Annotated in this window: 25 protein-coding genes; 8 read left to right on the top strand and 17 right to left on the bottom strand. The window is 72.5% G+C overall.

Features of this window, described 5'->3' with window-relative positions; genetic code table 11:
- The 3 genes from HEQ75_RS16740 to HEQ75_RS16750 all read right to left on the bottom strand — a co-directional run.
- Positions 1-1,046, bottom strand: a 1,046-nt coding sequence (locus HEQ75_RS16740; protein ID WP_168032710.1) for an AAA family ATPase, incomplete at its 3' end; no start/stop codon positions are given.
- A 3-nt stretch (positions 1,047-1,049) separates the two neighbouring features.
- A complete protein-coding gene (locus tag HEQ75_RS16745; RefSeq protein WP_235961826.1) occupies positions 1,050-1,715 on the bottom strand; it encodes a thioredoxin domain-containing protein in 666 nt (221 codons plus the stop codon).
- Between the two features lie 39 nt (positions 1,716-1,754).
- The gene (locus tag HEQ75_RS16750) at positions 1,755-2,216 is read right to left on the bottom strand and encodes a DUF721 domain-containing protein (protein ID WP_328734184.1); all 462 of its coding nucleotides are present in this window, start codon (positions 2,214-2,216) and stop codon (positions 1,755-1,757) included.
- 2 nt (positions 2,217-2,218) lie between these two features.
- Here HEQ75_RS16750 and HEQ75_RS16755 point away from each other — a divergent pair, with 2 nt between their 5' ends.
- The 3 genes from HEQ75_RS16755 (at position 2,219) to HEQ75_RS16765 (ending at position 6,095) form a co-directional block, all read left to right on the top strand.
- Positions 2,219-3,304, top strand: a complete 1,086-nt coding sequence (locus tag HEQ75_RS16755; RefSeq protein ID WP_328734186.1) for an A/G-specific adenine glycosylase — start codon at positions 2,219-2,221, stop codon at positions 3,302-3,304.
- Positions 3,305-3,403: 99 nt separating this feature from the next.
- Positions 3,404-5,470, top strand: a complete 2,067-nt coding sequence (locus tag HEQ75_RS16760) for a methyl-accepting chemotaxis protein (protein ID WP_168032712.1) — start codon at positions 3,404-3,406, stop codon at positions 5,468-5,470.
- Positions 5,471-5,573: 103 nt separating this feature from the next.
- A complete protein-coding gene (locus tag HEQ75_RS16765; RefSeq protein WP_168032714.1) occupies positions 5,574-6,095 on the top strand; it encodes a biotin transporter BioY in 522 nt (173 codons plus the stop codon).
- 184 nt (positions 6,096-6,279) lie between these two features.
- Here HEQ75_RS16765 and HEQ75_RS16770 read toward each other — a convergent pair whose 3' ends face one another.
- Both HEQ75_RS16770 and HEQ75_RS16775 read right to left on the bottom strand, forming a co-directional pair.
- Positions 6,280-7,371 (bottom strand): site-specific DNA-methyltransferase, encoded by a 1,092-nt coding sequence (locus HEQ75_RS16770; protein WP_168032716.1) that lies wholly within the window; start codon positions 7,369-7,371, stop codon positions 6,280-6,282.
- Between the two features lie 75 nt (positions 7,372-7,446).
- Complete coding sequence (locus HEQ75_RS16775) at positions 7,447-8,109, bottom strand: ribonuclease HII (protein WP_168032718.1); 663 nt, start codon at positions 8,107-8,109, stop codon at positions 7,447-7,449.
- Between the two features lie 95 nt (positions 8,110-8,204).
- Between HEQ75_RS16775 and HEQ75_RS16780 the strand changes: the two genes are divergently transcribed.
- Positions 8,205-8,705 (top strand): cupin domain-containing protein, encoded by a 501-nt coding sequence (locus tag HEQ75_RS16780; RefSeq protein ID WP_168032720.1) that lies wholly within the window; start codon positions 8,205-8,207, stop codon positions 8,703-8,705.
- Between the two features lie 3 nt (positions 8,706-8,708).
- On the opposite strand, the gene HEQ75_RS16785 is transcribed toward HEQ75_RS16780, so the two are convergent.
- From HEQ75_RS16785 to HEQ75_RS16800, 4 genes are read right to left on the bottom strand one after another with little or no spacing between them, the layout of a single operon-like run.
- Positions 8,709-9,074, bottom strand: coding sequence for a hypothetical protein (locus HEQ75_RS16785; protein WP_168032721.1), 366 nt, complete (start codon positions 9,072-9,074; stop codon positions 8,709-8,711).
- 54 nt (positions 9,075-9,128) lie between these two features.
- Complete coding sequence (locus HEQ75_RS16790; RefSeq protein ID WP_168032723.1) at positions 9,129-9,839, bottom strand: class I SAM-dependent methyltransferase; 711 nt, start codon at positions 9,837-9,839, stop codon at positions 9,129-9,131.
- Entirely contained in the window at positions 9,836-10,405 is a 570-nt protein-coding gene (locus tag HEQ75_RS16795) for a TIGR04282 family arsenosugar biosynthesis glycosyltransferase (RefSeq protein ID WP_168032725.1), read from the bottom strand. Before HEQ75_RS16795 ends, HEQ75_RS16790 begins: the two co-directional genes overlap by 4 nt.
- Positions 10,402-11,088, bottom strand: coding sequence for a TIGR04283 family arsenosugar biosynthesis glycosyltransferase (locus HEQ75_RS16800; protein WP_168032727.1), 687 nt, complete (start codon positions 11,086-11,088; stop codon positions 10,402-10,404). Before HEQ75_RS16800 ends, HEQ75_RS16795 begins: the two co-directional genes overlap by 4 nt.
- 108 nt (positions 11,089-11,196) lie before the next feature.
- Between HEQ75_RS16800 and HEQ75_RS16805 the strand changes: the two genes are divergently transcribed.
- Positions 11,197-12,282: a PA0069 family radical SAM protein gene (locus tag HEQ75_RS16805; RefSeq protein ID WP_235961828.1), complete on the top strand. Its 1,086-nt coding sequence runs from the start codon at positions 11,197-11,199 to the stop codon at positions 12,280-12,282.
- A 5-nt stretch (positions 12,283-12,287) separates the two neighbouring features.
- On the opposite strand, the gene HEQ75_RS16810 is transcribed toward HEQ75_RS16805, so the two are convergent.
- The 6 genes from HEQ75_RS16810 to HEQ75_RS16835 form a co-directional block, all read right to left on the bottom strand.
- On the bottom strand, positions 12,288-12,470 hold the full coding sequence (locus HEQ75_RS16810; protein ID WP_168032731.1) for a hypothetical protein: 183 nt from the start codon (positions 12,468-12,470) through the stop codon (positions 12,288-12,290).
- 2 nt (positions 12,471-12,472) lie between these two features.
- Positions 12,473-13,558 (bottom strand): malate/lactate/ureidoglycolate dehydrogenase, encoded by a 1,086-nt coding sequence (locus HEQ75_RS16815; RefSeq protein ID WP_168032733.1) that lies wholly within the window; start codon positions 13,556-13,558, stop codon positions 12,473-12,475.
- A 64-nt stretch (positions 13,559-13,622) separates the two neighbouring features.
- The gene (locus HEQ75_RS16820) at positions 13,623-14,723 is read right to left on the bottom strand and encodes an ABC transporter ATP-binding protein (RefSeq protein WP_168032735.1); all 1,101 of its coding nucleotides are present in this window, start codon (positions 14,721-14,723) and stop codon (positions 13,623-13,625) included.
- 9 nt (positions 14,724-14,732) lie between these two features.
- On the bottom strand, positions 14,733-15,635 hold the full coding sequence (locus tag HEQ75_RS16825) for a carbohydrate ABC transporter permease (protein WP_209318612.1): 903 nt from the start codon (positions 15,633-15,635) through the stop codon (positions 14,733-14,735).
- Entirely contained in the window at positions 15,632-16,567 is a 936-nt protein-coding gene (locus HEQ75_RS16830) for a carbohydrate ABC transporter permease (protein ID WP_168032737.1), read from the bottom strand. Before HEQ75_RS16830 ends, HEQ75_RS16825 begins: the two co-directional genes overlap by 4 nt.
- Before the next feature lie 127 nt (positions 16,568-16,694).
- Positions 16,695-18,059 (bottom strand): ABC transporter substrate-binding protein, encoded by a 1,365-nt coding sequence (locus HEQ75_RS16835; RefSeq protein ID WP_168032739.1) that lies wholly within the window; start codon positions 18,057-18,059, stop codon positions 16,695-16,697.
- A gap of 342 nt (positions 18,060-18,401) precedes the next feature.
- Between HEQ75_RS16835 and HEQ75_RS16840 the strand changes: the two genes are divergently transcribed.
- Genes HEQ75_RS16840 through HEQ75_RS16850 form a run of 3 tightly spaced genes read left to right on the top strand, consistent with a single transcriptional unit; the run spans position 18,402 to position 20,842 of the window.
- A complete protein-coding gene (locus HEQ75_RS16840) occupies positions 18,402-18,692 on the top strand; it encodes a hypothetical protein (protein WP_168032741.1) in 291 nt (96 codons plus the stop codon).
- A 60-nt stretch (positions 18,693-18,752) separates the two neighbouring features.
- On the top strand, positions 18,753-19,868 hold the full coding sequence (locus HEQ75_RS16845; protein WP_168032743.1) for an NAD(P)/FAD-dependent oxidoreductase: 1,116 nt from the start codon (positions 18,753-18,755) through the stop codon (positions 19,866-19,868).
- Positions 19,865-20,842 (top strand): threonine/serine dehydratase, encoded by a 978-nt coding sequence (locus HEQ75_RS16850; RefSeq protein WP_168032745.1) that lies wholly within the window; start codon positions 19,865-19,867, stop codon positions 20,840-20,842. The genes HEQ75_RS16845 and HEQ75_RS16850 overlap by 4 nt, the downstream gene beginning before the upstream one ends.
- 91 nt (positions 20,843-20,933) lie before the next feature.
- On the opposite strand, the gene HEQ75_RS16855 is transcribed toward HEQ75_RS16850, so the two are convergent.
- Both HEQ75_RS16855 and aceA read right to left on the bottom strand, forming a co-directional pair.
- Entirely contained in the window at positions 20,934-21,113 is a 180-nt protein-coding gene (locus HEQ75_RS16855; RefSeq protein WP_168032747.1) for a hypothetical protein, read from the bottom strand.
- A 22-nt stretch (positions 21,114-21,135) separates the two neighbouring features.
- Positions 21,136-22,461, bottom strand: coding sequence for an isocitrate lyase (gene aceA, locus HEQ75_RS16860; RefSeq protein ID WP_168032749.1), 1,326 nt, complete (start codon positions 22,459-22,461; stop codon positions 21,136-21,138).
- Positions 22,462-22,546 lie beyond the last annotated feature (85 nt).

Below are 22,546 nucleotides of genomic sequence, written 5' to 3' on the forward strand. Positions count from 1 at the left end.
GCCTTGTGGCGCGCCTCGGCGCCGGCCAGGGCGTCCCGCGCGCGGGCTTCCTCTGCCCCCAGCGTCTCCGCCTCCACCCGCCTTCGCTCCAGCGCGGTGCGGGCGGCGCCCTCCGCCTCCCGCGGCGCGGGCAGGGCGCGCTCGGCGGTGAAGGCGCGGATGGCGCCGGCCTCGGCGGCGGCTTCCGCCTGGCTGGTGGCGTGGCGGGCGGCCGCGAAGCGGGCGCGGGCGGCGTCCAGCGTCGCCTGGGCGCGGCCGCGCAGGATGGCCAGCCACTCCACCTCCGCATCCCGCACCAGGCCGGACAGGTTGCGGTAGCGGGCGGCCTGGCGGGCCTGGCGCTGCAGGTTCTGCCGGCCGGCCTCGATCTGGCCGATCAGGTCCTCCGCCCGGCCCAGATTGGTCTCCGCCTGGCGCAGCTTCAACTCCGCCTCATGCTTGCGGGCGCGCAGCCCGGCAATGCCGGCGGCTTCCTCCAGCACCGCGCGCCGATCCTCCGGCCGCGCCTGGATCAGCGCGGCGACGCGCCCCTGGCTGACCATGGCGGAGGACCGGGCGCCGGAGCCGATGTCGGCGAACATCGTCTGCACGTCGCGGGCGCGGAGTTCCCGCCCGTTGACGCGGAAGGAACTGCCCTCCCCGCGCGCGATCTTGCGTGAAATCTCAAGATCCTGCGCCGCGGCGTTGGGCGGCGGCGCCAGGCCCTCCGCCTCCTCCAGCGTCAGCGTCACCTCGGCCAGGTTGCGGCCCGGGCGGGTGGAGGTGCCGGCGAAGATGACGTCGTCCATCTCGCCGCCGCGCATGGACCGGGCGTTGGTCTCGCCCATCGCCCAGCGCAGCGCCTCCACCACATTGGACTTGCCGCAGCCATTCGGCCCGACGATGCCGGTCAGGCCCGGCATCACCTCCACCACCGTCGGCTCGGCGAAGGATTTGAAGCCCGCGATGCGCAGCCGGGTGAGCCGCGCGCGGCGCGCGGCTTCCGCCTGTTCCTCGGTGCGTGCGGGCTCCTCGGCCTCCTCCGCTGCGTCAGGCGGCGGCGGCATGGATCAGCGGGTCTCGGCGACCAGGGCGGCGAAGCGCCCGAAGGCCATGTTGCCGGGCACCGCGCGTCTGCCGAAGACGAAGGTGGGGGTGGAGGTGACGTTGTGCTCCTGCTGCCCCTTCACCCGGGCGGCGAGGATGGCGCGCTGCAGCGCCTGGTCGGCCAGCACCTCGTCGTATCTGGCGCGGGACATGCCGGCCAGCGCGGCCATCTTGTACAGCTCCTCCCGCGGGTCGGCATTGCGGTTGAAGGCCCAGCGGTCCTGGGAGCCGAGCAGCGCAGAAATGAAGGGCTCGTATTGCGGCGCCGGCAGCGACCGCGCCACGGCGGCGGCGGCCAGGGCCAGCCCGTCCAGCGGGAAGTCGCGGAACACCATGCGCATGCGGCCGGCCTGCACCAGCTCCGTCTTCACGCGCGGCCAGGTCTCCCGGTGGAAGGCGGCGCAATGGCCGCAGGTGAGGGAGAAATACTCCAGCACCGTCACCGGCGCATCGGCCGGCCCGGCGCTGCGCTCCGCCAGGCGCGGGTCATCCTCGGCCAGGGGGGCCGGGGCGGCGGCCTGCGCCCAGCCCAGGCGGGGCAGCAGCAGGCCGGCGGCGCCGGTGGCCGCGAGGGTGAGCAGGGAGCGGCGGTCGATCATGCGGGCAGCCTCCGGGGAATTGTTCCTCATGGGCGGCATATCAGGTGCCGGCCTGGGGGCAGGAAGGGGTCAGCGCTTCCGATAGACGCCGAGCGCCAGCTTTGCCAGGGCCTCCCGCAGCGGACCTTCCGGCAGCGTGCCCAGCCGGGCCTGCAATTCCGCGGGCAGCGGCACCGCGCGCGGGCGCGGTGGCGGCGGCGGCTGGCCGGACGGCGCCTGCTGCACGAAGCGCAGCCGTTCCACCGCCGTGCGGCCGAGATGGGCGTTGATCCGGCCCATCAGTTCCGGCGCAAGGTGCTGCAATTCCATGGCCACCGACCCGGCGCAGGCGATCGTCAGGCTGCCGGCGGTCAGGCGCACCGGCTGCGTCACCGCGGCCAGCGCCGGCCCCACCACCTGCGGCCAATCCGCCATCAGCATGGCCCCGGCCGGGCTGCGCTTGCGGAAGGCGGGCCGGGTCAGGCGCGGAATCAGGGCGGACAGCGGCAGGGGGGCTGTCGGAAACCGTCGCTGGTCGCCATCCTGTGCCACGCGTGACCCCTCCCCCTTCCCAACCCGCCCTGCCCGATGCCGGCCTGCTGCTGGCCTGGTACGACCGGCATCGCCGCAGCCTGCCCTGGCGCGGGCCGCCCGGGGCCAACCGCCGGCCCGATCCCTACCGGGTCTGGCTGTCGGAGGTGATGCTGCAGCAGACCACCGTCGCCACGGTCGGCCCCCGCTATAGCAGGTTCCTCGCCCGGTTTCCCGATGTCGCCGCGCTGGCCGCCGCGGATTGGCCGGCGGTGGCGGAGGAATGGGCGGGGCTGGGCTACTACGCCCGCGCCCGCAACCTGCATGCCGGCGCCCGGTCCCTGGCCGCCCAGGGATTCCCGGACGATGTGGCCGGGCTGCGGGCGATCCCCGGCATCGGCGCCTATACCGCCGCCGCCATCGCCGCCATCGCTTTCGATGCGCCGGTGGTGCCGCTGGACGGCAATGTGGAACGCGTGGTGGCGCGGCTGGCGCGGGTGGAGGCGCCGCTGCCCGCCGCGCGCAAGGCGCTGGACGCGCTGGCCCAGGGCTTCATGGTGCAGCCGGCCGCGCGCGCCCGGCCGGGCGACTTCGCCCAGGCGCTGTTCGACCTGGGCGCCACGCTCTGCACCCCGCGCAACCCGGCCTGCACACTGTGCCCCTGGCTCGGCGGCTGCGCCGCGCAGGCGGCCGGCGTGCAGGCCGCCCTGCCGCGCAAGGCACCGAAGCCGCAGCGGCCGATCCGCCACGGCACGCATTTCCTGCTGACCGACGGCGCCGGCCGCCTCCTGGTGCGGCGGCGGCCGGAGACCGGCCTGCTGGGCGGCATGCTGGAGATCCCGGGCACGCCGTGGCGGGCGGAGCCCTGGCCGGCGGCGGAGGCCCTGTCCCATGCGCCGCTGCCCGGCCTGCCCTTTCAGGCGCTGGAAGGGGAGGCCCGGCACGGCTTCACCCATTTCGAGCTGCGCCTGCAGCTGCTGCTGGCCGCCCCGGCGGAAGGGGACGCGCTTCCGGCCGGGTCGGGGCTGGCCTGGATGGCCGCGGCCGAGGCCCGCGCCGCCATGCCCACCGCCATGCGCCGCCTGCTGGCGCTGTGGCCCGGCGTCTGAGCCTGATCCGGTTGCGACGTTCCGAAACCGATTAGCATTCCGGCAAGGCCGTTATGGGAAGGATGAGGCCCCTTCGCGTCATCCGGACCCCCCCGCCCCATGCGCATCAGAACCCTGTTCACCCTGGTCATGCTCGGCATAGCGGGCATCGGCGCCGCGGTCGGCGGCACCGCCGCCTTCGGCCAATGGCAACGCCAGGCCGCGGCGGCCGAGGCCAGCCGGCAGGTGGAGGCCACCGCCGCGCTGCTGCGCCTGACCGAGACGCTGGTGGTGGAGCGCGGCAACTGGGTGCTGCGCATGCATGCCACGGCGCCGATGGACGCGGCGCTGACGACACGGCTGGACGGCGTGCAGGCCCGGACCGATGCGGCGCTGGCGCAGGCCCTGGCGAAGCTGCGGGCCGCCGGCGGCGCGGCGGCGCCGCTGGAGGCGATGCCGGCGGCCTTGGCCGCCTTGCGCGGGCCGGTGCGCGCCGCGGCCCTGCTGCCGCTGGCGGATCGCCCCGCCGCGGTGCGCGGCCAGCCGCAGCGCGTCTATGACCAGATGCTGGGCCAGGTCACCGCGGCGCTGGATGACAGCCACCGCGCCATCGCCGCGGATGGCGGCGGGCTGGAAGGCCTGGTTCAGCTGGCGCGGATGAGCTGGGACCTGCGCGACGCCGGCAGCCGCCGCATCGTCGCCATCGGCACCGCCCGCGGCAATGCGCGGGCGCTGAACCCGGCGGAGCTGGAGACCATCGCCGGCGCCGCCCAGGTGATCCAGACCGGCTGGCGGCAGATGCGCCAGATGGCCGCCATGCTGGGCAACCCGCCGCGCCTGACCGCGGCCTTCGAGGATGTCCAGCGCCGCTTCTTCGGCGAGGCGGAGGCGAAGACCCAGGCGCTGATCGCGGCCGGCCGCGCCGGCGGCACCTACCCGATGGATGGCGACGCCTTCACCGCCTTCGCCACGCCGTCGCTGAACATCCTGCTGGCGGTGCGCGATGCCGCCCTGGCCGAGGCCGCCGCCACCGCCGCCGCGCAGGAACGCGCGGCCGAGATTGCCCTGGTGACGGAAGCGGCGCTGACGCTGCTGGCCGGCCTGGTGCTGGCCGGGCTCGCCCTGGTGCTGGTGCGGCGCGTGGTGGTGCCGGTGGTGGCGCTGACCGGCACGGTGCAGAATCTGGCCCAGGGCGACCAGACGGTGACGGTGCCCTGCCGCGGCCGCGCCGACGAGATCGGCCAGATGGCGGAAGCGGTGGAGGTGCTGCGCCGCAACGCGCTGACAGCGCGCCAGGTGGCAGACGCCGCCGCCGCCGAACAGGCGGCAAAGAGCCGACGGGCGGAGACGCTGCAGACGCTGGTGCAGGGCTTCGAATCGCAGGTCGGCAAAGTGCTGGAAGCCGTGGCCGGCGCCGCCGCGCCGCTGGATGAAACCGCGGACCGGCTGGGCCGCGCCGCCGGGCAGGCGCGCGAACAGGCGGGCAGCATGGCGCTGGCCGCCGGCACCGCGGCGGGCAATGTGCAGACCGTCGCCGCCTCCGCCGAGGAACTCGCCAGCAGCATCGCGGAGGTCGCCCGCCAGGTGGCGGAAAGCGCCCGCATCGCCCAACGCGCCGCGGCCGATGCGCGCACCACGGACGCCGCGATGGGCGGGCTGGCGGAGGTGGCGGCGCGGATCGGCGACGTGGTCGGGCTGATCCAGTCCATCGCCGGGCAGACCAACCTGCTGGCGCTGAACGCGACGATCGAGGCGGCACGCGCCGGCGATGCCGGCAAGGGCTTCGCCGTGGTGGCGGGGGAGGTGAAGGCGCTGGCGGCGCAGACCGCCAAGGCCACGGAACAGATCGGGGCGCAGATCGGCGCCATGCAGGCCGAGACCGGCCGGGCGGTGGACGCGATCCGCGGCATCGGCGCGACCATCGAGGAGTTGGCCAACATCGCCACCCAGGTGGCCGCGGCGGCGGAACAGCAATCCTCCGCGACGCAGGAGATCGGCCGCGCCGTGGCGGAAGCCGCCGCCGGGACCGATCAGGTGACGCGCCAGACAGCGGAGGTGATGGAAGGCGCGGAGGCCACCGCCGCCGCCACCGCCGGCCTGCGGGAGGCTTCCTCCGGCCTGTCGCGCCAGACGGAGGCGCTGCGCGGCCAGGTGGACGGCTTCCTGGCGGCGATCCGCGCCGCCTGACGGGCCAGGGGCGTTTGCCACGCGCGGGGCGGGCGGGCGGCCCTGCTGGACAGCGGGCGGAGGGCGCGCCAAACCGGGGCCCGAAACGCCGGAGACACCAACCATGGCCCTCGCCCTGACCTCCGCCCGGCCCGCCCTGCGCCTGGCCGGGGTGGCCCTGCTCGGCTCCTGGATCCTGGCGGCCTCCGCCCAGGTCAGCCTGCCGATGTGGCCGGTGCCGGCGACGCTGCAGAGCCTGGCCGTGCTGCTGCTGGGCGCCCTGGGCGGGCCGGCGGCGGGACTCGCCGCGGTGGCCGCCTATCTGGCGCAGGGCGCCATGGGCCTGCCGGTCTTCGCCAATGGCGCCGCCGGGCCAGCGGCGCTGGCCGGGCCGACCGGTGGCTACCTGATCGGCTTCGCGCTGGCCGCCTGGCTGGCCGGCTTCGCCCGTGGCCAGGGCCTTGTTCGCCAGGCAGTGGTGCTGCTGGCGGCACATCTGCTGCTGTTCCTGCCCGGCATCGCCTGGCTGGCCGGCTATGTGGGCCTGGCGCGGGCCTTCGAGGCCGGCTTCCTGCTGTTCATCCCCGGCACGCTGGTGAAGACGGCGCTGGCGCTGGCGCTGCTGCGGGCGCTCGCCCGGCGCTGAGCCGCTGAAGCCGTTTCACCGCAAGCGAAGACGGTGGATCGGCTCTAGCTTATTGTTTTGACGCATTTTCCGAGTCGCCTTGCCAAGCCGCAAGGCTTGAAAATGCTCCGGCTTATTGTTTTGACGCATCTTCCGGGTCGCCTTGCGAAGCCGCAGGGCGTGAAAATGCTCCAGCCGGGGGCTCTCAGCCGCCGTCCCGGCCGATGATCTCCTGCCGCAGCTCGTCCAGCAGGCGCAGCCGGCCGTCGGCCGTCTCGACATGCCAGAAGGTCCAGCCATTGCAGGACGGCGCGGCCTGCAGTGCCGCGCCGACCTTGTGGATGGAGCCCGTGGCCGTGCCGCAGCGCAGCGTGGCATCGGCGCCCACCGTGGCGCGCCAGCGGCGGTTGCGGTCAACCAGCGCGCTGCCGGCCGGCACCAGCCCGCGTTCCACCAGCACCCCGAAGGCGATGCGCGGCTGTTCGCGCTTGTTCGGCAGGGCCAGCGCGGCGCTTTCATCCATCGGCACCACCTGCCGCAGCCGCGCCTCCGAGGCCGCGACATAGGCCGGGTCCTGCTCGATGCCGATATAGCGCCGGCCCAGCCGACGGGCCGCGGCGGCCGTGGTGCCGGTGCCGGAGAAGGGGTCCAGCACCACCTCCCCCGGCGCGGTGCTGGCCAGCAGCACGCGGGCGACCAGGGCTTCCGGCTTCTGGGTCGGGTGCAGCTTGCCGCCGGCCTCGTCGCGCAACCGCTCCGCCCCCGTGCAGAGCGGGAAATACCAGTCGCTGCGCATCTGCACGTCGTCGTTCAGCGCCTTCATCGCGGCGTAGTTGAAGCGGTAGCGGCTCTCCGGGCCGCGCGCCGCCCAGATCATCGTCTCATGCGCATTGGTGAAGCGCCGGCCGCGGAAATTCGGCATCGGGTTGGCCTTGCGCCAGATCACGTCGTTCAGGATCCAGAAGCCCAGATCCTGAAGCAGCGCGCCGATGCGGAAGATGTTGTGGTAGGACCCGATCACCCAGATCGTGCCGTCCTTGCGCAGCACGCGCCGCGCCTCGATCAGCCACTCGCGGGTGAAGGCGTCATAGGCCGCGAAGCTCTGGAACTGGTCCCAGGCATCGTCCACGCCATCCACCAGGCTGTCATCCGGCCGGCGCAGCGTGCCCTTGAGTTGCAGGTTGTAGGGCGGGTCCGCGAAGATCATGTGGACCGAGGCCGGCGGCAGGCGCTTCAGGGTGCTGATGCACTCGCCCAGCAGCACCTCGTCCAGCGGCAGGTCGAGTCCCGTGCCCATCGTTCCGTCACGCACCCCCGCGAATCGCGGAACACCATGCCGGCTGCCGAGTCGCGCCGTCAACTCCGCGTCTTATCAACCCGTTGTCGCCAGCGGTGCATCCTGGGCCACAATCGCCCGGGGCAGGGGCAGCCAGGCCTGGTCGACCGGCGCAAAGCCGCGCCGGTGATGCGGCGTGGGGCCCAGCCGGGCCAGGCAGGCACGGTGTTCCGCCGTGGGGTAGCCTTGGTGGCGGGCGAAGCCCCAGGCCGGGAAGCGGCGGTCCAGCCGCGCCATCGCCCGGTCCCGCACCACCTTGGCGAGGATGGAGGCGGCGGCGATGGACAGGCTCAGCGCATCCCCGCCCACCAGGCAGCGCACCCGGCAGGGCAGCGGCGGCACCTGCCTGCCATCCACCAGCGCCAGGTCGCAGGGCGGCAGGCGGCGGAGCGCGCGCAGCATCGCCAGGTGGCTGGCGTGCAGGATGTTCAGCCGGGCGATCTCCGCCACGCTGGCCGCCGCAACGGCGCCCTCCGCCAGCCCCTGGCGGAAGGCTTCCTGCAGGGCCGCGAAGGCGATCTCGCGGCGGGCGGCGGAGAGCTTCTTGCTGTCGTCCAGCAGCGCCGCCAGGGCCGCGGGTGGCGGGCCCCGGAACACCACGGCGGCGGCCAGCACCGGGCCGGCGAGCGGGCCGCGCCCGACCTCGTCCACCCCGGCCACGCGGCCGCCCGCCTCCGACTCGTAGGTGTAATCCGGCATGGCGGATGGCATAGCGCCGGGGGAAGGCCACGTCAGCCGGCAACCCGCCGCGCCGCCCCGGCGTTCGGCTGCAAACCGGATGGGGGAGCATAGCCATGCCCGATGGCAGCCTGCGCGTGGCGACGGACCAGGTGGCGCCGACGCCTTTCGAGATTCCCGGGGCGACGGGCGGCACCTTCCGCATCCAGATCCTCAACCAGGACCAGGCGGCGGGGGTGGTGACGACCATCGTCCACATCCCCGCCGGCGGCCGCATTCCGGCGCATCGCCACCAGGCGGGGGCGGAGATGCACTTTCTGCTGGAAGGCGACCTGATCGAGGCCGGGGAGCCGGTGGCGCCCGGCACCTGCCTGACCCATGCCGCCGGCGTGGTGCACGGCCCGCATGAAAGCCGCGGCGGCGCCAGGCTGCTGACGGTGCAGAGCTGGCAGTCGCGGCACGGCGATTTCGACTTCGAGCCGGCCGAGGACGAGGCGGCGGCCGGGAAGGCGTCGGACGGCACGCAGCCGGCGCCGGGCGCGCGGAAGGTGGACGAGGCGGCGCAGGCGGATGCGCGGCGCGAGGCAGCCGACCCCAGCCGGCGCGGCTACGCCTGAGCCTCAGCCCGCCCGCCTTTCCGCCTGGCGCAGCGCGACACAGAGGCGGGAGAAGGCATACCAGAAGGGGCCATGCCCGACCGGCCCCTGCCCGAGCGCGGCATCCGGCCCCTGGGGGTCGCCGCGGCGCAGCAGGCCCAGCCGGTTCTCGAAGCGGCCGCGCATGTTCTCCAGGAAGGCGCCGCTGGCGGCCATGTATTGTTCCAGCATCTCCGCCGCGATCTCGATCTCGGCCAGTGGCCGGCCGGCCGTGGTCAGCGCCTTCAGGCTGCGGCTGTCGGCGGCCAGCGCCACGTGCAGGCGGTGCAGCTCCGCCAGGTGGCGGGCGATGGCGAGGCGCGCTTCCCGCGCCGGGTCGGTGTCGGTCATGCGGCAGGCTCCGGCCGGGCCTGGAAGGCTGCGCCGGCCGGGGTTGCCGCAGGGTTAAGCGCGGCGCGCCCAGAGGACGAACAGGCGCCAGGTCACCGGCAGCTTCCCCTCCGGAAAGCGCTCGGCCAGCAGCGCCGCCAGCGTCGCCGTGACTCCCTCCCGCTTGCACCGGCCAACCCCGGCGACGGCGGCGACATGCGCGCACCAGGCGGCGCGGTCCCAGTGCCGCACCACGTCGAAGCCACCGAAGCCGCAATCGACCAGCCCGGCGCCCGCCAGCGCCTCCGCCCAGGCCGGGTAGAAGCCGCTGCCGGGCGACAGGCGGAGGGAGGGGATGAGTGCCGCCAGCAGATGCTCGGTGGCGTGGGCGACGCTGCCCGGCGGCGCCACCCAGTCGTAATGGCAGAGCACCAGCGCCCCGCCGGGCTTCAGCACGCGCCGCACCTCGGCCGCCGCCAGGTCGCGGGTGAACCAGTGCCAGGCACGGCCGGCCGTCACCAGATCGAAGGCGGCCTCGGGCTGATCGGTGCGCTCCGCGAGGCCGCAGGCGAAGGCCGGGTTGCCGCCGGGGGACAGGATGCGGGCGCGGTCCAGCGCCCTCGGATCCGGATCGAGACCCAGCACGCTGGCGCCCTGCGCCGCAAGGCCCCGGGCCAGCGCGCCGTCGCCGGTGCCGAGGTCCAGCGCCCGCATGCCCGGCCGCAGCAGGCCGTGCCAGGCCAGCAGGTCGTACAGGCCGGGCGGGTAGTCCGGCGCCTCGGTCACAGGCCCAGCGCCCGGAGATCCTCCGCCGTGTCCACGTCCCGCAGTCGGCGCAGCAGGGCGACGCGGTGGGGGTGGCAGCGGGCCAGCGTATCGGCCAGGGTCTCGGGGCCGGACCAGCGGACGCCGTCAAAGGGGCGGGCCGGGCGCAGCGGGCCGAAGCCGACCAGCCAGTAGCCGCCATCCTCGGCCGGGCCGAACACGGCGCGCGCCCGGCCCAGCGCGCGGAAGGCGGCGGCGATGTCGCCGGCACCGATGCCGGGGATGTCGCTGCCCACCAGAACGACGCGGCGATGCGGCCGCATGGCGCGCGCCATCCGCTGGCCGAGGTCGCCGCGCCCCTGGTCGCGCACGGGAAGGCGGCGTGGCCAGCGCGTGCGGGCGCGGTCCGGCGTGGCCGCCAGCACGGTGCGCCAGCGCCGGTCGCCGGCCACCGCCCGCAGCAGCCGCGCCAACTGCCCGCGGTAGAAACGCAGCGCGCCGCGCGCGCCGATGCCGCGCGCCAGGCGTCGCTTCACCGCCCCCAGCCGCGGCGCGCGCGCGAAGATCACCAGCGTGTCGCCCCTCATCCCTTCCCCCGATACAGCCGCGCGATGATGTGGGGCGGCAGGCCGGCGTAGAAGAGGCCGAGGCAGGCCAGGTTGCGCGCCGAGCGCCGCCACCAGCCCTCCCGCTGCCAGCGCGCCGCGCTGGTCAGGGCGGCCACCGGCAGCGTCGCCAGCCGCCCAGGTCCGAGCCGGCGGACCAGGTCCACATCCTCCATCAGTGGCAGCGCCCGCATGCCGCCCACCGCGGCCAGCAGGTCGCGATGGATCAGCAGGCCCTGGTCGCCATAGGGCAGGCCGAGCCAGCGGCATCGCCAGGCCACGGCGCGTTCCAGGCGCCGGGCCTGCGGCGCCGCATGATCCAGCGCGAAACGAAAATAATGCGCGCGGGCGGGTTCCGCCATGGCGGCGTGCAGCGCGGCCGGCCAGCCAGGGTCCAGCCGCGTATCGGCATGCAGCAGCAGCAGCCAGGGCCCGCGCGCGGCGGCGATGCCGGCGGCGATCTGCCCGCCGCGGCCACGCGGCGCCGTCAGCACCCGGGCGCCATCGGCCAGGGCCAGCGCCGGCGTGCCATCGGTGCTGCCGCCATCGACCAGGATGATCTCCCCCGGCACCCCGCCCAGGGCCGCCAGCGTGGCCGGCAGGGAGGCGGCGGCGTTCAGCGCCGGGATCACCACGGAGAGGTCGGGAAGCCCCTCTATTCGCATTTTGTTCTTGACGGCCCGGGCAGGTCCAGCTTCAGATGCATGGGAACAAACCACGAATTAGAGGATCCGACGATGCCGGATGGGGGAGCTTACGGCGGAGCTACCACGATGCCCTCCCTGGCCCGCAAGGGCCGGGGTGCCGTCACCAATCCGGGCGTCCGCTACGAGAGCAGCCATGCAGAGCTGTACGATGACGGCTGGGGCACGCTGGACGCGGATTTCGCGGAGCTGCCGCCGCTGCGCACGACGCTGACCAGGGAAGCCTCGCGCAGCGCCCTGTCCTGGAACGACAGCCCGGATCTCGGCTTCGACCGGTCCCTGAACCCCTATCGTGGCTGCGAGCATGGCTGCGTCTACTGCTATGCACGCCCGGCCCATGCCTATGTCGGGATGTCACCCGGCCTCGATTTCGAGACCAAGCTGATGTTCAAGCCCAACCTGCCGGAACTGCTGGAAAAGGAGCTTTCCAGGCCGGGCTATGAGGCGAAGCCGGTGGCGCTGGGCGCGAACACGGACCCCTACCAGCCGGTGGAACGCACCCTGGGCATCACGCGGCGGGTGCTGGAGGTGCTGGAGACATTCGGCCATCCGGTGACGATCGTCACCAAGGGGGCGCTGGTGCTGCGCGACCTGGACATCCTGCAGCGGCTGGCGGCGCGCAACCTGGTGCATGTGTGCCTGTCCGTCACCACGCTGGACATGAAGCTGGCGCGGGTGATGGAACCGCGCGCGGCCAACCCGCTGAAGCGCCTGGCGGCGGTGACGGACCTGGCCAAGGCCGGCGTGCCGGTGGGGGTGCTGGCGGCACCGATGATCCCGGGCCTGAACGACATGGAGATGGAGCGCATCCTGGAAGCCTCGGCGCGGGCGGGCGCCACAAGGGCCGGCTATGTGCTGCTGCGCCTGCCGCTGGAGATCAAGGCGATGTTCGAGGCCTGGCTGCAGGAACACCACCCGGACCGCGCCGCGCGCGTGCTGGCCCTGGTGCGGGAGACGCGCGGCGGCCGGCTTTACGATGCGCGCTTCGGCCAGCGCCAGACCGGCACCGGCCCCTATGCGGAACTGCTGGCCCAGCGTTTCCGCCTGGCGCTGCGCCGCTTCGGGCTGGACGGGCGGCAGGGCATGCGCGGCGGGCTGGATTGCAGCCAGTTCCGCGCCCCGCAGGCGGCGCCGCGGCAATTGGCGCTGCTGTAGGAACGTCAGAGGCGCCGGATCGGCACCCGCTCAGTGCGCAGCCACTCCGGCCAGCCGATGAAGCGTTCCACCAACACCACGGCCAGCACGACCAGCAGCGTCGCCACCAGGATGCGCACGAAATAGGGCGAGGGCGGATGGCGCCACCACTGTGCCAGCCGCCACAGGATCCGGGTGAGCGGGTCCAAGGCTACCCGTTCGTCGGCACGCCCAGCCGCCGCGCCACCTGCAGGATGCTCTCCCAGGTATCCGGCTGCAGCGGCACGCCATGCGCCAGGCGGTCGGCGCGCGTCGCGGCTTCCTTGTCGCCGGGGGCCAGCACCGGGCTTTCCGGGTCCGCCGGGCTGGTTTCCATCACCCAGTCCACATAGGCGCGGCCGGTCGCCTCGAATTCCGCCTGGGTGCCGAAATGCTTCGGCGAGACATAGAAGCTCAGCATCCCGTTGGCGATGCGACCGCGCGCCTCCACCGGGCCGGAGGTGCCGCCCCCGGTCAGCGCGCCGGCCAGCATCTCGCACATGAAGGCGAGCCCGGAGCCCTTGTGCTCGCCAAAGGCCCGGATCGCGCCGCGGCCGTTGGAGGGGTTGCGCGGGCCGATCTGCGGGTAGTCGCCGTACAGCGTGTGCGGGTCGCCCGAAAGCCGCCCATCCGGCTCGATCAGCGCATCCGCCGGCAGCGCCTTCCCGCCATTGGACGCCACCAGCACCTTGCCCTCCGCCACCAGGGAGGTCGCGAAATCCAGGATCAGCGGCCGGCCCGGCAGCGGCACGCCGACGCTGAAGGGGGCGGTGGAGAAGCGGCGTTCCGTGCCACCGAAGGGCGCCACCAGCACGCTGCCGGCGACATTGACGAAATGCACCGAGATCAGCCCGGCCGCGATCGCCTTTTCCGAATACTCGCCGACGCGGCCGATATGGCCGGCATTGCGCAGGCCGACCACGGCGATGCCGTGCTGCAGCGCGCGGGCGATGCCGAGGTCCACCGCCTGCGGCGCCACCGTCTGGCCGAAGCCGAACTTGCCGTCCAGCAGCGCGAAGCAGCCGCCATCGGTGACGATCTCCGCCGTCTGGCCCTTCAGCACGAAGCCGGATTCCAGCCATTCCACATAGCGCGGCACCCGCGCCACGCCGTGGCTGTCATGCCCGGCCAGGTTGGCGCCGAGCAGATGGGTGCTGATGCGGTTGGCCTCGGCGCCGTCGCAGCCGGCGGCGCCAAAAATCTTCTCCACCACGGATTCGAGCGCCGGAGCGGGCACGGTGACGTATTGGGCGGCCATCTTGCGCAGGGTCTTTCGAAGGTTTCCGGTGCGGAAGTGTAGGCCAGACCCCGCGCGCGCGGAACTACAGCACCCGCCCGCTTTCGGCATCGATCAGATGCATGTGGTTCAGGTCTGCCGCCAGCTGCATCGGCCGGCCCGGTTCCGCCGGGGTGGTCGGGTCGATGCGGGCGCAGATCTCCGCCCCCTGCATCCAGAAATGCACCAGCGTCTCCATGCCCATCGGCTCGATCACCTCCGGCGTCACCTCGAAGACCGAGATGTTGTCGCGGTCGAGGTTCTTCACCTCCGTCAGGTGTTCCGGACGGATGCCGAACAGCACCTCCCGCCCCACCGCCCCCTGGTAGCGCGCCGTGCGTTCGGCCGGTACCGGCAGAACGATGTCGTTGGGCAGCAGCACGCGCAGCGCGCCGGAGGCGTTCTCCACCCGCGCCGGGAAGAAGTTCATCGCCGGGCTGCCGATGAAGCCGGCGACGAACCGCGTCTTCGGATGGTGGTACAATTCCTGCGGCGGGCCGACCTGCTCGATGATGCCGTGGTTCATCACCACCACGCGATCCGCCAGCGTCATCGCCTCCACCTGGTCGTGGGTGACGTAGACGGTGGTGGTGCGCACCGTCTGGTGCACCTTCTTGATCTCGGTGCGCATCTGCACGCGCAGCTTGGCGTCCAGGTTGGACAGCGGCTCGTCGAACAGGAACACCTTCGGGTCGCGCACGATGGCGCGGCCCATGGCCACGCGCTGCCGCTGGCCGCCGGACAATGCCTTGGGCTTGCGCTCCAGCAGCGGCTCGATGTCCAGGATCCGCGCCGCGTTGTTCACGCGCCGGGCGATCTCGTCCTTCGGGAATTTCCGCAGCGTCAGGCCGAAGGCCATGTTCTCGTACACCGACATGTGCGGGTACAGCGCGTAGTTCTGGAACACCATGGCGATGTCGCGGTCGCGCGGCGGGATGTCGTTCACCACCGTGCCGCCGATGGCGATCTCGCCCGAGGTGATCTCCTCCAGCCCCGCGATCATGCGCAGCGTGGTGGATTTGCCGCAGCCGGACGGGCCGACGAGGACGACGAACTCATGGTCCGCGATCTCCAGGTCGATGCCCTTCACCGCCTGGACGTTGCCCTCATAGGCCTTGACGATCTTGCGGACGGAAACCTGCGCCATCGGGAGCCCCTAGCCTTTGGTTGCGCCGGCGGTCAGCCCGGCGATGTAGTAGTCCATCAGGAAGGCATAGACGAGCAGCGGCGGCGCGGCCGCCATCAGCGCGCCGGCCATGATCTTGCCCCACTGGAAGGTGTCGCCGCGGATCAGGTCGGAGACGATGCCGACCGTCAGCACCATCTGGTCGGAGCTGACCAGGAAGGCCATCGGGTACAGGAACTGCGCCCAGGAGACGGTGAAGGCGAAGATCGTCGCCGCCAGGATGCCGGGCAGCGCCACCGGGATGAAGATCTTCCACAGCATCTGCAGGTGGTTCGCGCCATCGATCAGCGCCGCCTCGTCCAGCTCCTTCGGGATGGAGGAGAAGTAGCCGATCATGATCCAGGTGCAGAAGGGCACCGTTAGCGTCGGGTAGATCAGGATCATCGCGCCGAGGTTGTTGTACAGGCCGAGCCCGCCGATGATCTGGAACAGCGGGATGAACAGCAGCGTCTCCGGCACCAGGTAGGTCAGGAACACCCCGGTGGCCAGCGCCGCGCTGCCCCAGAAGCGCATCCGCGCCAGGGCGAAGGCCGCCAGCGTGCTGATCACCATGGTGATGGCCACCACCGTCAGCGTGACGATGATCGAGTTCCTGAAGTGGATGACGTAGTTGCCCTCCGTCAGCAGCTCCCGGTAGTTCTGCAGCGTCGGCGCGCTGACGATCCACGGATTGCCGTTCAGGTCGGCGATCTCCGCGCTGCTCTTCAGGCTGGTGATCAGCATGTGGAAGGGCGGGAACATGAAGAAGATGACGAAGACGGCCAGCGCGACATAGGCGCCGATCAGCGCCCAGCGGCGTTCGCGCTTGATGCTGCCCGCCGCGTGGTACATCGGCAGCGGCGCCGTCGACTCGGTGGCGGCGGTGGTGCTCATCCGGCCATCTCCTTGGAACGGCGCGTCACGCCGCGCAGCACGAACACCGCGAAGATCGCGAGGATCGGGAACATGAACAACGAGACGGAGGCGCCGAGCGGCAGGTCGCCGGACTGGATGCCCACCTGGAAGGCGTAGGTGCCGAAGATGTGCGTCTTGTCCTGCGGTCCGCCATTGGTGAGGATCCGGACGATGTCAAAATTGGCGAAGGTGACGATCAGGCTGAACAGCACGGTGATGGAGATGATGTTGCGCATCATCGGCACGGTCACGTGGCGCAGCTTCTGCCAGCCCGTGGCGCCATCGATCGCCGCCGCCTCGTACAGCTGGTCCGGCACCGATTTCAGCGCCGCCAGGTACATGATCATGAAGAACGGCGCGCCGTACCAGACATTCACCAGGATGACGGAGAACCGTGCCCAGGAAGGCTCCCCCAGCCAGGCCACCGGCGGGATGCCGATGGTGGCCACCGCCCAGTTGATGGCGGAGTAGGACGGGTCGAACAGCCACCACCAGGCAAGGGTGGAGACGGCTGGCGGGATCACCCAGGGCACCAGCAGCATGCCGCGCCATTTGCGCTGGCCCTTCGAAGGCAGCTCGTGCAGCACATGCGCCAGGATGAAGCCGATCAGCGCCTTGGCGATCACCGCGCCGACGGCGAACAGCACGCTCTGCCAGATGACCGACTGGAAGGTCTCCCGGCTCAGCAGGAAGGTGTAGTTCTCCAGGCCGATGAAGCGCGTCATCCGCTTGTTCAACATGGAGAGATACAGCGCGTAGAAGAACGGATAGGCGACCAGCCCGCCGATGACGGCCAGCAGCGGCACCGTCATCAGGAACGCCAGCGTGGAGCGCTTGCGCGCCAGCCGCGCCAGCGTGCCGCCCTGCGGGCGCGCCGATCCCCCCTGCATCACCAGATTGCCGTCGGCCATGCGGCCACCCCCTGTTCCAGGTCCGAAGTTCCAGGTCCGAACCGGCCGCGGTCCGGGGCGGAAAGCCCCGCGTTGCCCGGGTTCCCCCGGGCCCCGCAGGGCCTTCCCGCCCGGCCGCGGCGCCGAATCAGCCGCGCTTGAAGCCTTCGACCTCGCGCTCGGCCCAAGCGAGCACGCGGTCCAGCGGCTCGTTGTTCTGGACCATGCGCGCGATCATCTTCGCCTGGATGCCCTGGTTGTACATCTGCACGGCGATTTCCGCCGGCGCCGGGGCATAGGCGATGCCGGGCACCGCCTTGTGGTGGGCGCGCACCGGGTAGTTGTAGACCACGCCGGCCGGTGGGCTGACATTCCGCCAGGTGGCGATGTCGTCGAACATGCTGGCGAAGGCGGGGATGTCGTAGCCGACCGAGGCATCGACCATCTTCTGCACCTGCTCGATCTGCGACAGGTGTTCCAGCAGCGCCTTGGCCTGCGACTTGGCGCGGCTGAAGCTCCACAGGCCGAAGAAGTAGGGCAGGTGCGGCACGGTGTGGCTTGCCGGGCCCATCGGGCTCGGGAAGTGCCAGACCTGGCTCGCCACGTCCGGCGCATCGCGCTTCGCCACCGCCCAGGCGGAGGGCGGGTTGAAGATGAGCGCGGAGCGGCCGGAAATCAGCGCCCGGTTGTTGGTCGCGTCATCGGCCGCGAACATCTCGTTCGGGATGTGCTGGAACAGGCGCTTGGCGTAGTCCATCACCTGCCGCACCTTGTCGTTGTTGCGGATGGTGATGTTGCCGTTGGCGTCCACCAGGTTCGCGCCGTAGCCGGCGAACATGGCGCCGATCCAGTCGGTGGCGTCGGTGAAGGTGCCGGCCGGCAGGGCGAAGGGGAAGCCCGCCTTGTTGCACTTGTCCGCCGCCGTCAGGAAGGTTTCCCAGTTCCAGCTGGCGGCCGCGTCACCCAGCCGGTTCTCCGCCGGGTACATCGCCTGCACGTCGATGCCGGCATGCTGCTTCATCAGGTCGACGCGCGCGGCGGAGCCCTTGAACTGGCTGCCCGTGGTCTGCGGCACCGCCAGCCAGCGGCCCTCGATCTTCGCCAGATAGGCGCTGGCGTCGTTCACCGCGCCGTACTTGGCGGTCAGCCGGCCCATCACGTCGTCCATCGGCTCCAGCAGGCGCTGCTGGTCGTGGATCATCCAGGTGGGGAAGGACAGCACGTCGTGGCCCGACCGCGCCTGCGCTTCCGCCGCGATGGTGATCAGGTTCTTGTTGCCGACCGAGGTGATGAAATCCAGCGTGATCTCCACGCGGTTCTTCTGGCCCCAATCCATGATGATGGCGCGCAGCGCGTCATTCGCGACGGCGCCCACCCAATGGTCCCACAGGCCCAGCGCCAGGCGCCCGCCGGTGCCCTGGGCATGGACATGCGGCGCGGCGAGGCTGGATCCGACGATCGTGGCGGCGGCACCAGCACGCAGCACATCGCGACGGGAAATTCCGTGGCTCATCCCTGTACTCCTCCTGCCCTGTCTCCAGCCGTTTTCCGGCCTGGGTGATTATGCCGCAGGTTAGGCACCGCTCCGCGCGCGCCGCAACCCCGAAAGCCGTTGGCGGGGCTGGCGTGTTGGCATCCGGCAGGGCATCCCGACTGCGCCGTTCCGTGCTGCACCGCAGCGATTTCCCCAGGAAATCCCAGGATGCGAAAACACTTCGCGCACCGGGGCGCCGGCATCGCCCGGCCCCCGTCGCACACAAGGCGGAGAGCACGCCGCGCGCCACGGCGCGGAACGTGGCGGCCTCCGACCCGTTGCGCTCCGGCGCGCCGAAAGGTGCGCGCGACAGATTGCAGGATGTTCGCCCTGACCCGCCCCCTCACCGCCCTGTTCGACACGCGCGAAGCCGCCCGTGCCGCGCTGGCGCTGCGCGACCTCAACCCCACCGGGCTGCGCCTGCACGCCGCCGGGCAGCCGGCGCGGGCGCCCCACCATGCGCCGGAGGAAGGCGGCGTGCTGGCGGCGCTGGCCGACCTGCTGATGCCGGACCATGCGCGGGAGGGCGACTGGCGCCGCCAGGGCTGGGCCGCCGCCGCCGCGGACAGCGCCACCCCGCGCCACCGCGGCGTGCGCCACGACGGGCGCTGATCCGGGGACGCCGGCGGCGAGGATTGACCGGCGCGGCCCCGGCGCGGGACGATGCCGCGCATGGAAAGCTTCGACGTTCTCGTCATCGGCGCCGGCATCGCTGGTGCCACCGCCGCCGCGCATTGCGCCGCCACCGCCCGCGTGGCGCTGATGGAGGCGGAGGAGACGGCCGGCTTCCACAGCACCGGGCGCTCTGCCGCCATCTGGATCCAGAACTACGGCCCGCCGGATGTCCGCCGCCTGTCCGCCGCCTCCCGCGCCTTCTTCGCCGCGCCGCCCGCGGGCTTCGCCGCCGGGCCGCTGTTCGCCCGCCGCCCGGTGGTGACCGTGGCGCCCGCCGGGCAGGCCGCCGTCATGCAGGCCATGCTGAGCGAGGGCGAGGGGCTGGAGCCGCTGCCGGTGGCGGAGGTGGCGGCCATGGGCCCGCCGCTCCGCCCGGGCTACGCCGTCGCCGCCGCGATCGAGCGCGATGCCTTCGACATCGACGTGGCCGCCCTGCATGCCGGCTTCCTGAAGGCGGCGCGCGCCGCCGGCGGCGTGCTGGCGCTGCGCACGCGCGCCGGGCGCATCTGGCACGACAGGGGCCTGTGGCACGCCGCCGCGACCGATGGCACCGTGTTCCGCGGCAGGGTGCTGGTGAACGCCGCCGGCGCCTGGGGCGACGAGGTGGCGGCGCTGGCCGGCGTCGCGCCCATCGGCCTGCAGCCGAAGCGGCGCACCGCGCTGATCATCGATCCCGGCCAGCATGATTGCAGCGCCTGGCCGCTGGTCGGCGATGCCGCGCACAGCTGGTACGTGCGGCCGGAGGCGCGGCGCAAGCTGATGGTCTCCCCGGCCGACGAGACCGACATGCCGCCGCACGACGTGCAGCCGGACGAGCTCGACATCGCCATCGCCATCGACCGCATGCAGCAGGCGCTGGACATCCCGGTGACGCGGGTGGAGCACCGCTGGGCCGGGCTGCGCAGCTTCACCCCCGACCGCAGCCTGGCCATCGGCTTCGACCCGGACGCGCCCGGCTTCCTGTGGATGATCGGCCAGGGCGGCTACGGCATCCAGACCGCGCCGGCGGCCGGCCGGCTGGTGGCCGGGCTCGTGGCCGGCGCGGTGGCGGAGGCGCTGATGCCGGTGGTCCCCCTCGTCGATCCCGCCCGCTTCAGGAGCGCCCGCGCATGAGCCCCCTGCCGACCGCGGCCGATGTCCGCGCCGCCGCCGCCCGCATCGCCCCGCATGTGGTGCGCACGCCCATGCTGCGCCACGCGCTGCTGGACCAGATGACCGGCGGCACCATCCTGGTGAAGCCGGAGCCGCTGCAGCGCACCGGCAGCTTCAAGCTGCGCGGCGCCACCAACGCGGCGCTGCTGCTGCCGGAAGCCGCCCGCGCCGGCGGGGTGGTGACGCATTCCTCCGGCAATCATGGCCAGGCCGTGGCCTGCGCGGCGGCGATGCTGGGCATGCGCGCGCTGATCGCAATGCCGCAGGACGCCCCCGCCATCAAGGTGGAGAGCACGCGCCGCTGGGGCGCGGAGATCACCTTCTTCGACCGTGCCAAGACGGATCGGGAAGCGCTCGCCGGGCAGTTGGCGGCGGCGCGCGGCGGCACCGTGCTGCCGCCCTTCGACCACCCGGACGTGATCGCCGGTCAGGGCACGCTGGCGCTGGAGCTGTTCGAGGACGCGGCCACCGCCGGGCTGTCGCTGGATGCGCTGGCGGTCTGCACCGGCGGCGGCGGGCTCATGGCCGGCTGCGCCCTGGCGGCGGAGGATGCCTCACCCGGCACCCGCCTCTGGGCGGTGGAGCCGGAGGGCTGGGACGACACGCGGCTGTCCCTGGCCGCCGGGACGCGGGTGGCGAATGACGGGCAGGGCGCCACGCTGTGCGATGCGCTGCTGTCGCTGCGGCCCGGCGCGCTAACCTTCGCGGTGAACCAGCCGCGCCTGGCCGGCGGCCTGGTGGTGACGGCGGCGGAGGTCTTCGCCGCCATGCGCTTCGCCTTCCTGCACCTGAAGATCGTCGCGGAGCCGGGCGGCGCCGTGGCGCTGGCCGCGGTGCTGGCGGGCAAGCTGGAGACGCGCGGACGCACTGTCGGCGTCGTCGTCAGCGGCGGCAATGTGGACCCGGCGGTGTTCGCCCAGGCGCTGGCGGCCTGAGGGACCGATCGGGAATGTGCTTCCCGGGCATCGCGATGATCCTCCCGCAATGCCCGGTCAGCGCCCGGCCGAAGCGATGGTTGCGCGCGGGTCAGCCGCCGGCCATGCGGCCGCGCTCGCTGCAGGCCCAGCCATGCGGGTGCACCAGCCCGTCATCATAGGCGTCCGGCTCCACCGGCGCCGGCTGCGGGCGGTGCACCATGCGGCCGCGCTCCCGGCACGCCCAGCCATGCGCGTGGACAAGGCCGTCATCGTACTGGTCCTGGGTCATGGTCGTTCCTCCTCTCCTCGGGTCAATGGGCGTGGGCGAGCGGGGCGGGCGCGAATTGCGCGGCCTCGGTGCTGGCCGCCAGCGCCGTGGTGCTGGCGGTGCCGCCGCTGGCCGCGGTGGCGACGGCATCGAAGTAGCCGACGCCGACCTCGCGCTGGTGACGGATGGCGGTGAAGCCCTCGGCCTCGGCCGCGAATTCCGCCTGCTGCAGGTCGGAATAGGCGCCCATGCCGCGCTCGGCATAGCCGCGGGCAAGCTGGAACATGGACAGGTTCAGGCTGTGGAAGCCGGCCAGCGTGACGAACTGGAACTTGTAGCCCATGGCGCCGAGTTCGCGCTGGAACCGCGCCGCGGCCTCCACGCCCATCTTGCGCTGCCAGTTGAAGCTGGGGGAGCAGTTGTAGGCCAGCATCTTGCCGGGGAAGTCGCGATGGATCGCCTCGGCGAAGTCGCGGGCATCCGACAGGTCGGGGTCGGATGTCTCCCACCACAGCAGGTCGGCATAGGGCGCATAGGCGAGGCTGCGCGCGATGGCGTAGGCCTTGCCCATGCCGGGGGCGATGCGGTGGAAGCCCTCCGGGGTGCGCTCGCCGCTCAGGAAGCGGCGGTCGCGCTCGTCCACATCGCTGGTCAGCAATTGCGCCGATTCCGCGTCGGTGCGGCACAGCAGCACGGTGGTCACGCCCTCCACATCCGCGGCCAGCCGCGCGGCGTTCAGCGTGCGGATGTGCTGGCTGATCGGCACCAGCACCTTGCCGCCCAGATGGCCGCACTTCTTCTCGGACGCGAGCTGGTCCTCGAAATGCACGCCGGCGGCGCCGGCATCGATCATCGCGCGCATCAGCTCATAGGCGTTCAGCGCGCCGCCGAACCCGGCCTCGGCATCGGCGATGACCGGCGCCATCCACGGCGTCGCGTCGCCCCTGCCTTCCTGCACCGCGATCTGGTCGCAGCGGCGCAGCGCGTTGTTGATCCGCCGCACCACGGTCGGCACGGAATCCACCGGATACAGCGACTGGTCAGGATACATCTGCGCGCCGGAATTCGCATCCGCCGCCACCTGCCAGCCGGACAGGTAGATGGCCTTCAGCCCCGCCTTCACCTGCTGCACCGCCTGCATGCCGGTGAGCGCGCCGAGCGTCGGCACGAAGGGCTCCGACTGCAGCAACTGCCACAACCGCCGCGCACCGCGGTCAGCCAGGGTGTGGGCGATGCGAAAACTTCCGGCCAGGCGGGCGACATCGGCCGGCGTGTAGTCCCGGCGGATGCCGTCGAAGCGACCTGGCTGGGCCGGGCCGCCACCGAAGCCGCCATCCGGGGCCGACAAGGGGGCGGGGGAAGGACGCATGCTCGTTTTCTCCTCGACGGGCCGCTCTGGGTGCGGCGCCTGTCAATCATTCACATTGCGGCGCCGAAAATCCTCTGGAATCCTG

Source organism: Falsiroseomonas selenitidurans, from assembly GCF_012103215.1.
Lineage (GTDB): Bacteria > Pseudomonadota > Alphaproteobacteria > Acetobacterales > Acetobacteraceae > Falsiroseomonas > Falsiroseomonas selenitidurans.

What these genes read in the sequence shown, in the direction of transcription:
- HEQ75_RS16835 (WP_168032739.1), bottom strand. Translation starts at nt 18,059, where the DNA reads ATGAGCCACGGAATTTCCCGTCGCGATGTGCTGCGTGCTGGTGCCGCC.
- HEQ75_RS16820 (WP_168032735.1), bottom strand. Translation starts at nt 14,723, where the DNA reads ATGGCGCAGGTTTCCGTCCGCAAGATCGTCAAGGCCTATGAGGGCAAC.
- aceA (WP_168032749.1), bottom strand. Translation starts at nt 22,461, where the DNA reads ATGCGTCCTTCCCCCGCCCCCTTGTCGGCCCCGGATGGCGGCTTCGGT.
- HEQ75_RS16745 (WP_235961826.1), bottom strand. Translation starts at nt 1,715, where the DNA reads ATGAGGAACAATTCCCCGGAGGCTGCCCGCATGATCGACCGCCGCTCC.
- HEQ75_RS16765 (WP_168032714.1), top strand. Translation starts at nt 5,574, where the DNA reads ATGGCCCTCGCCCTGACCTCCGCCCGGCCCGCCCTGCGCCTGGCCGGG.
- HEQ75_RS16815 (WP_168032733.1), bottom strand. Translation starts at nt 13,558, where the DNA reads ATGGCCGCCCAATACGTCACCGTGCCCGCTCCGGCGCTCGAATCCGTG.
- HEQ75_RS16785 (WP_168032721.1), bottom strand. Translation starts at nt 9,074, where the DNA reads ATGACCGACACCGACCCGGCGCGGGAAGCGCGCCTCGCCATCGCCCGC.
- HEQ75_RS16825 (WP_209318612.1), bottom strand. Translation starts at nt 15,635, where the DNA reads ATGAGCACCACCGCCGCCACCGAGTCGACGGCGCCGCTGCCGATGTAC.
- HEQ75_RS16840 (WP_168032741.1), top strand. Translation starts at nt 18,402, where the DNA reads ATGTTCGCCCTGACCCGCCCCCTCACCGCCCTGTTCGACACGCGCGAA.
- HEQ75_RS16830 (WP_168032737.1), bottom strand. Translation starts at nt 16,567, where the DNA reads ATGGCCGACGGCAATCTGGTGATGCAGGGGGGATCGGCGCGCCCGCAG.
- HEQ75_RS16760 (WP_168032712.1), top strand. Translation starts at nt 3,404, where the DNA reads ATGCGCATCAGAACCCTGTTCACCCTGGTCATGCTCGGCATAGCGGGC.
- HEQ75_RS16850 (WP_168032745.1), top strand. Translation starts at nt 19,865, where the DNA reads ATGAGCCCCCTGCCGACCGCGGCCGATGTCCGCGCCGCCGCCGCCCGC.
- HEQ75_RS16775 (WP_168032718.1), bottom strand. Translation starts at nt 8,109, where the DNA reads ATGCCGGATTACACCTACGAGTCGGAGGCGGGCGGCCGCGTGGCCGGG.
- HEQ75_RS16795 (WP_168032725.1), bottom strand. Translation starts at nt 10,405, where the DNA reads ATGAGGGGCGACACGCTGGTGATCTTCGCGCGCGCGCCGCGGCTGGGG.
- HEQ75_RS16805 (WP_235961828.1), top strand. Translation starts at nt 11,197, where the DNA reads ATGCCCTCCCTGGCCCGCAAGGGCCGGGGTGCCGTCACCAATCCGGGC.
- HEQ75_RS16845 (WP_168032743.1), top strand. Translation starts at nt 18,753, where the DNA reads ATGGAAAGCTTCGACGTTCTCGTCATCGGCGCCGGCATCGCTGGTGCC.
- HEQ75_RS16800 (WP_168032727.1), bottom strand. Translation starts at nt 11,088, where the DNA reads ATGCGAATAGAGGGGCTTCCCGACCTCTCCGTGGTGATCCCGGCGCTG.
- HEQ75_RS16770 (WP_168032716.1), bottom strand. Translation starts at nt 7,371, where the DNA reads ATGGGCACGGGACTCGACCTGCCGCTGGACGAGGTGCTGCTGGGCGAG.
- HEQ75_RS16855 (WP_168032747.1), bottom strand. Translation starts at nt 21,113, where the DNA reads ATGACCCAGGACCAGTACGATGACGGCCTTGTCCACGCGCATGGCTGG.
- HEQ75_RS16780 (WP_168032720.1), top strand. Translation starts at nt 8,205, where the DNA reads ATGCCCGATGGCAGCCTGCGCGTGGCGACGGACCAGGTGGCGCCGACG.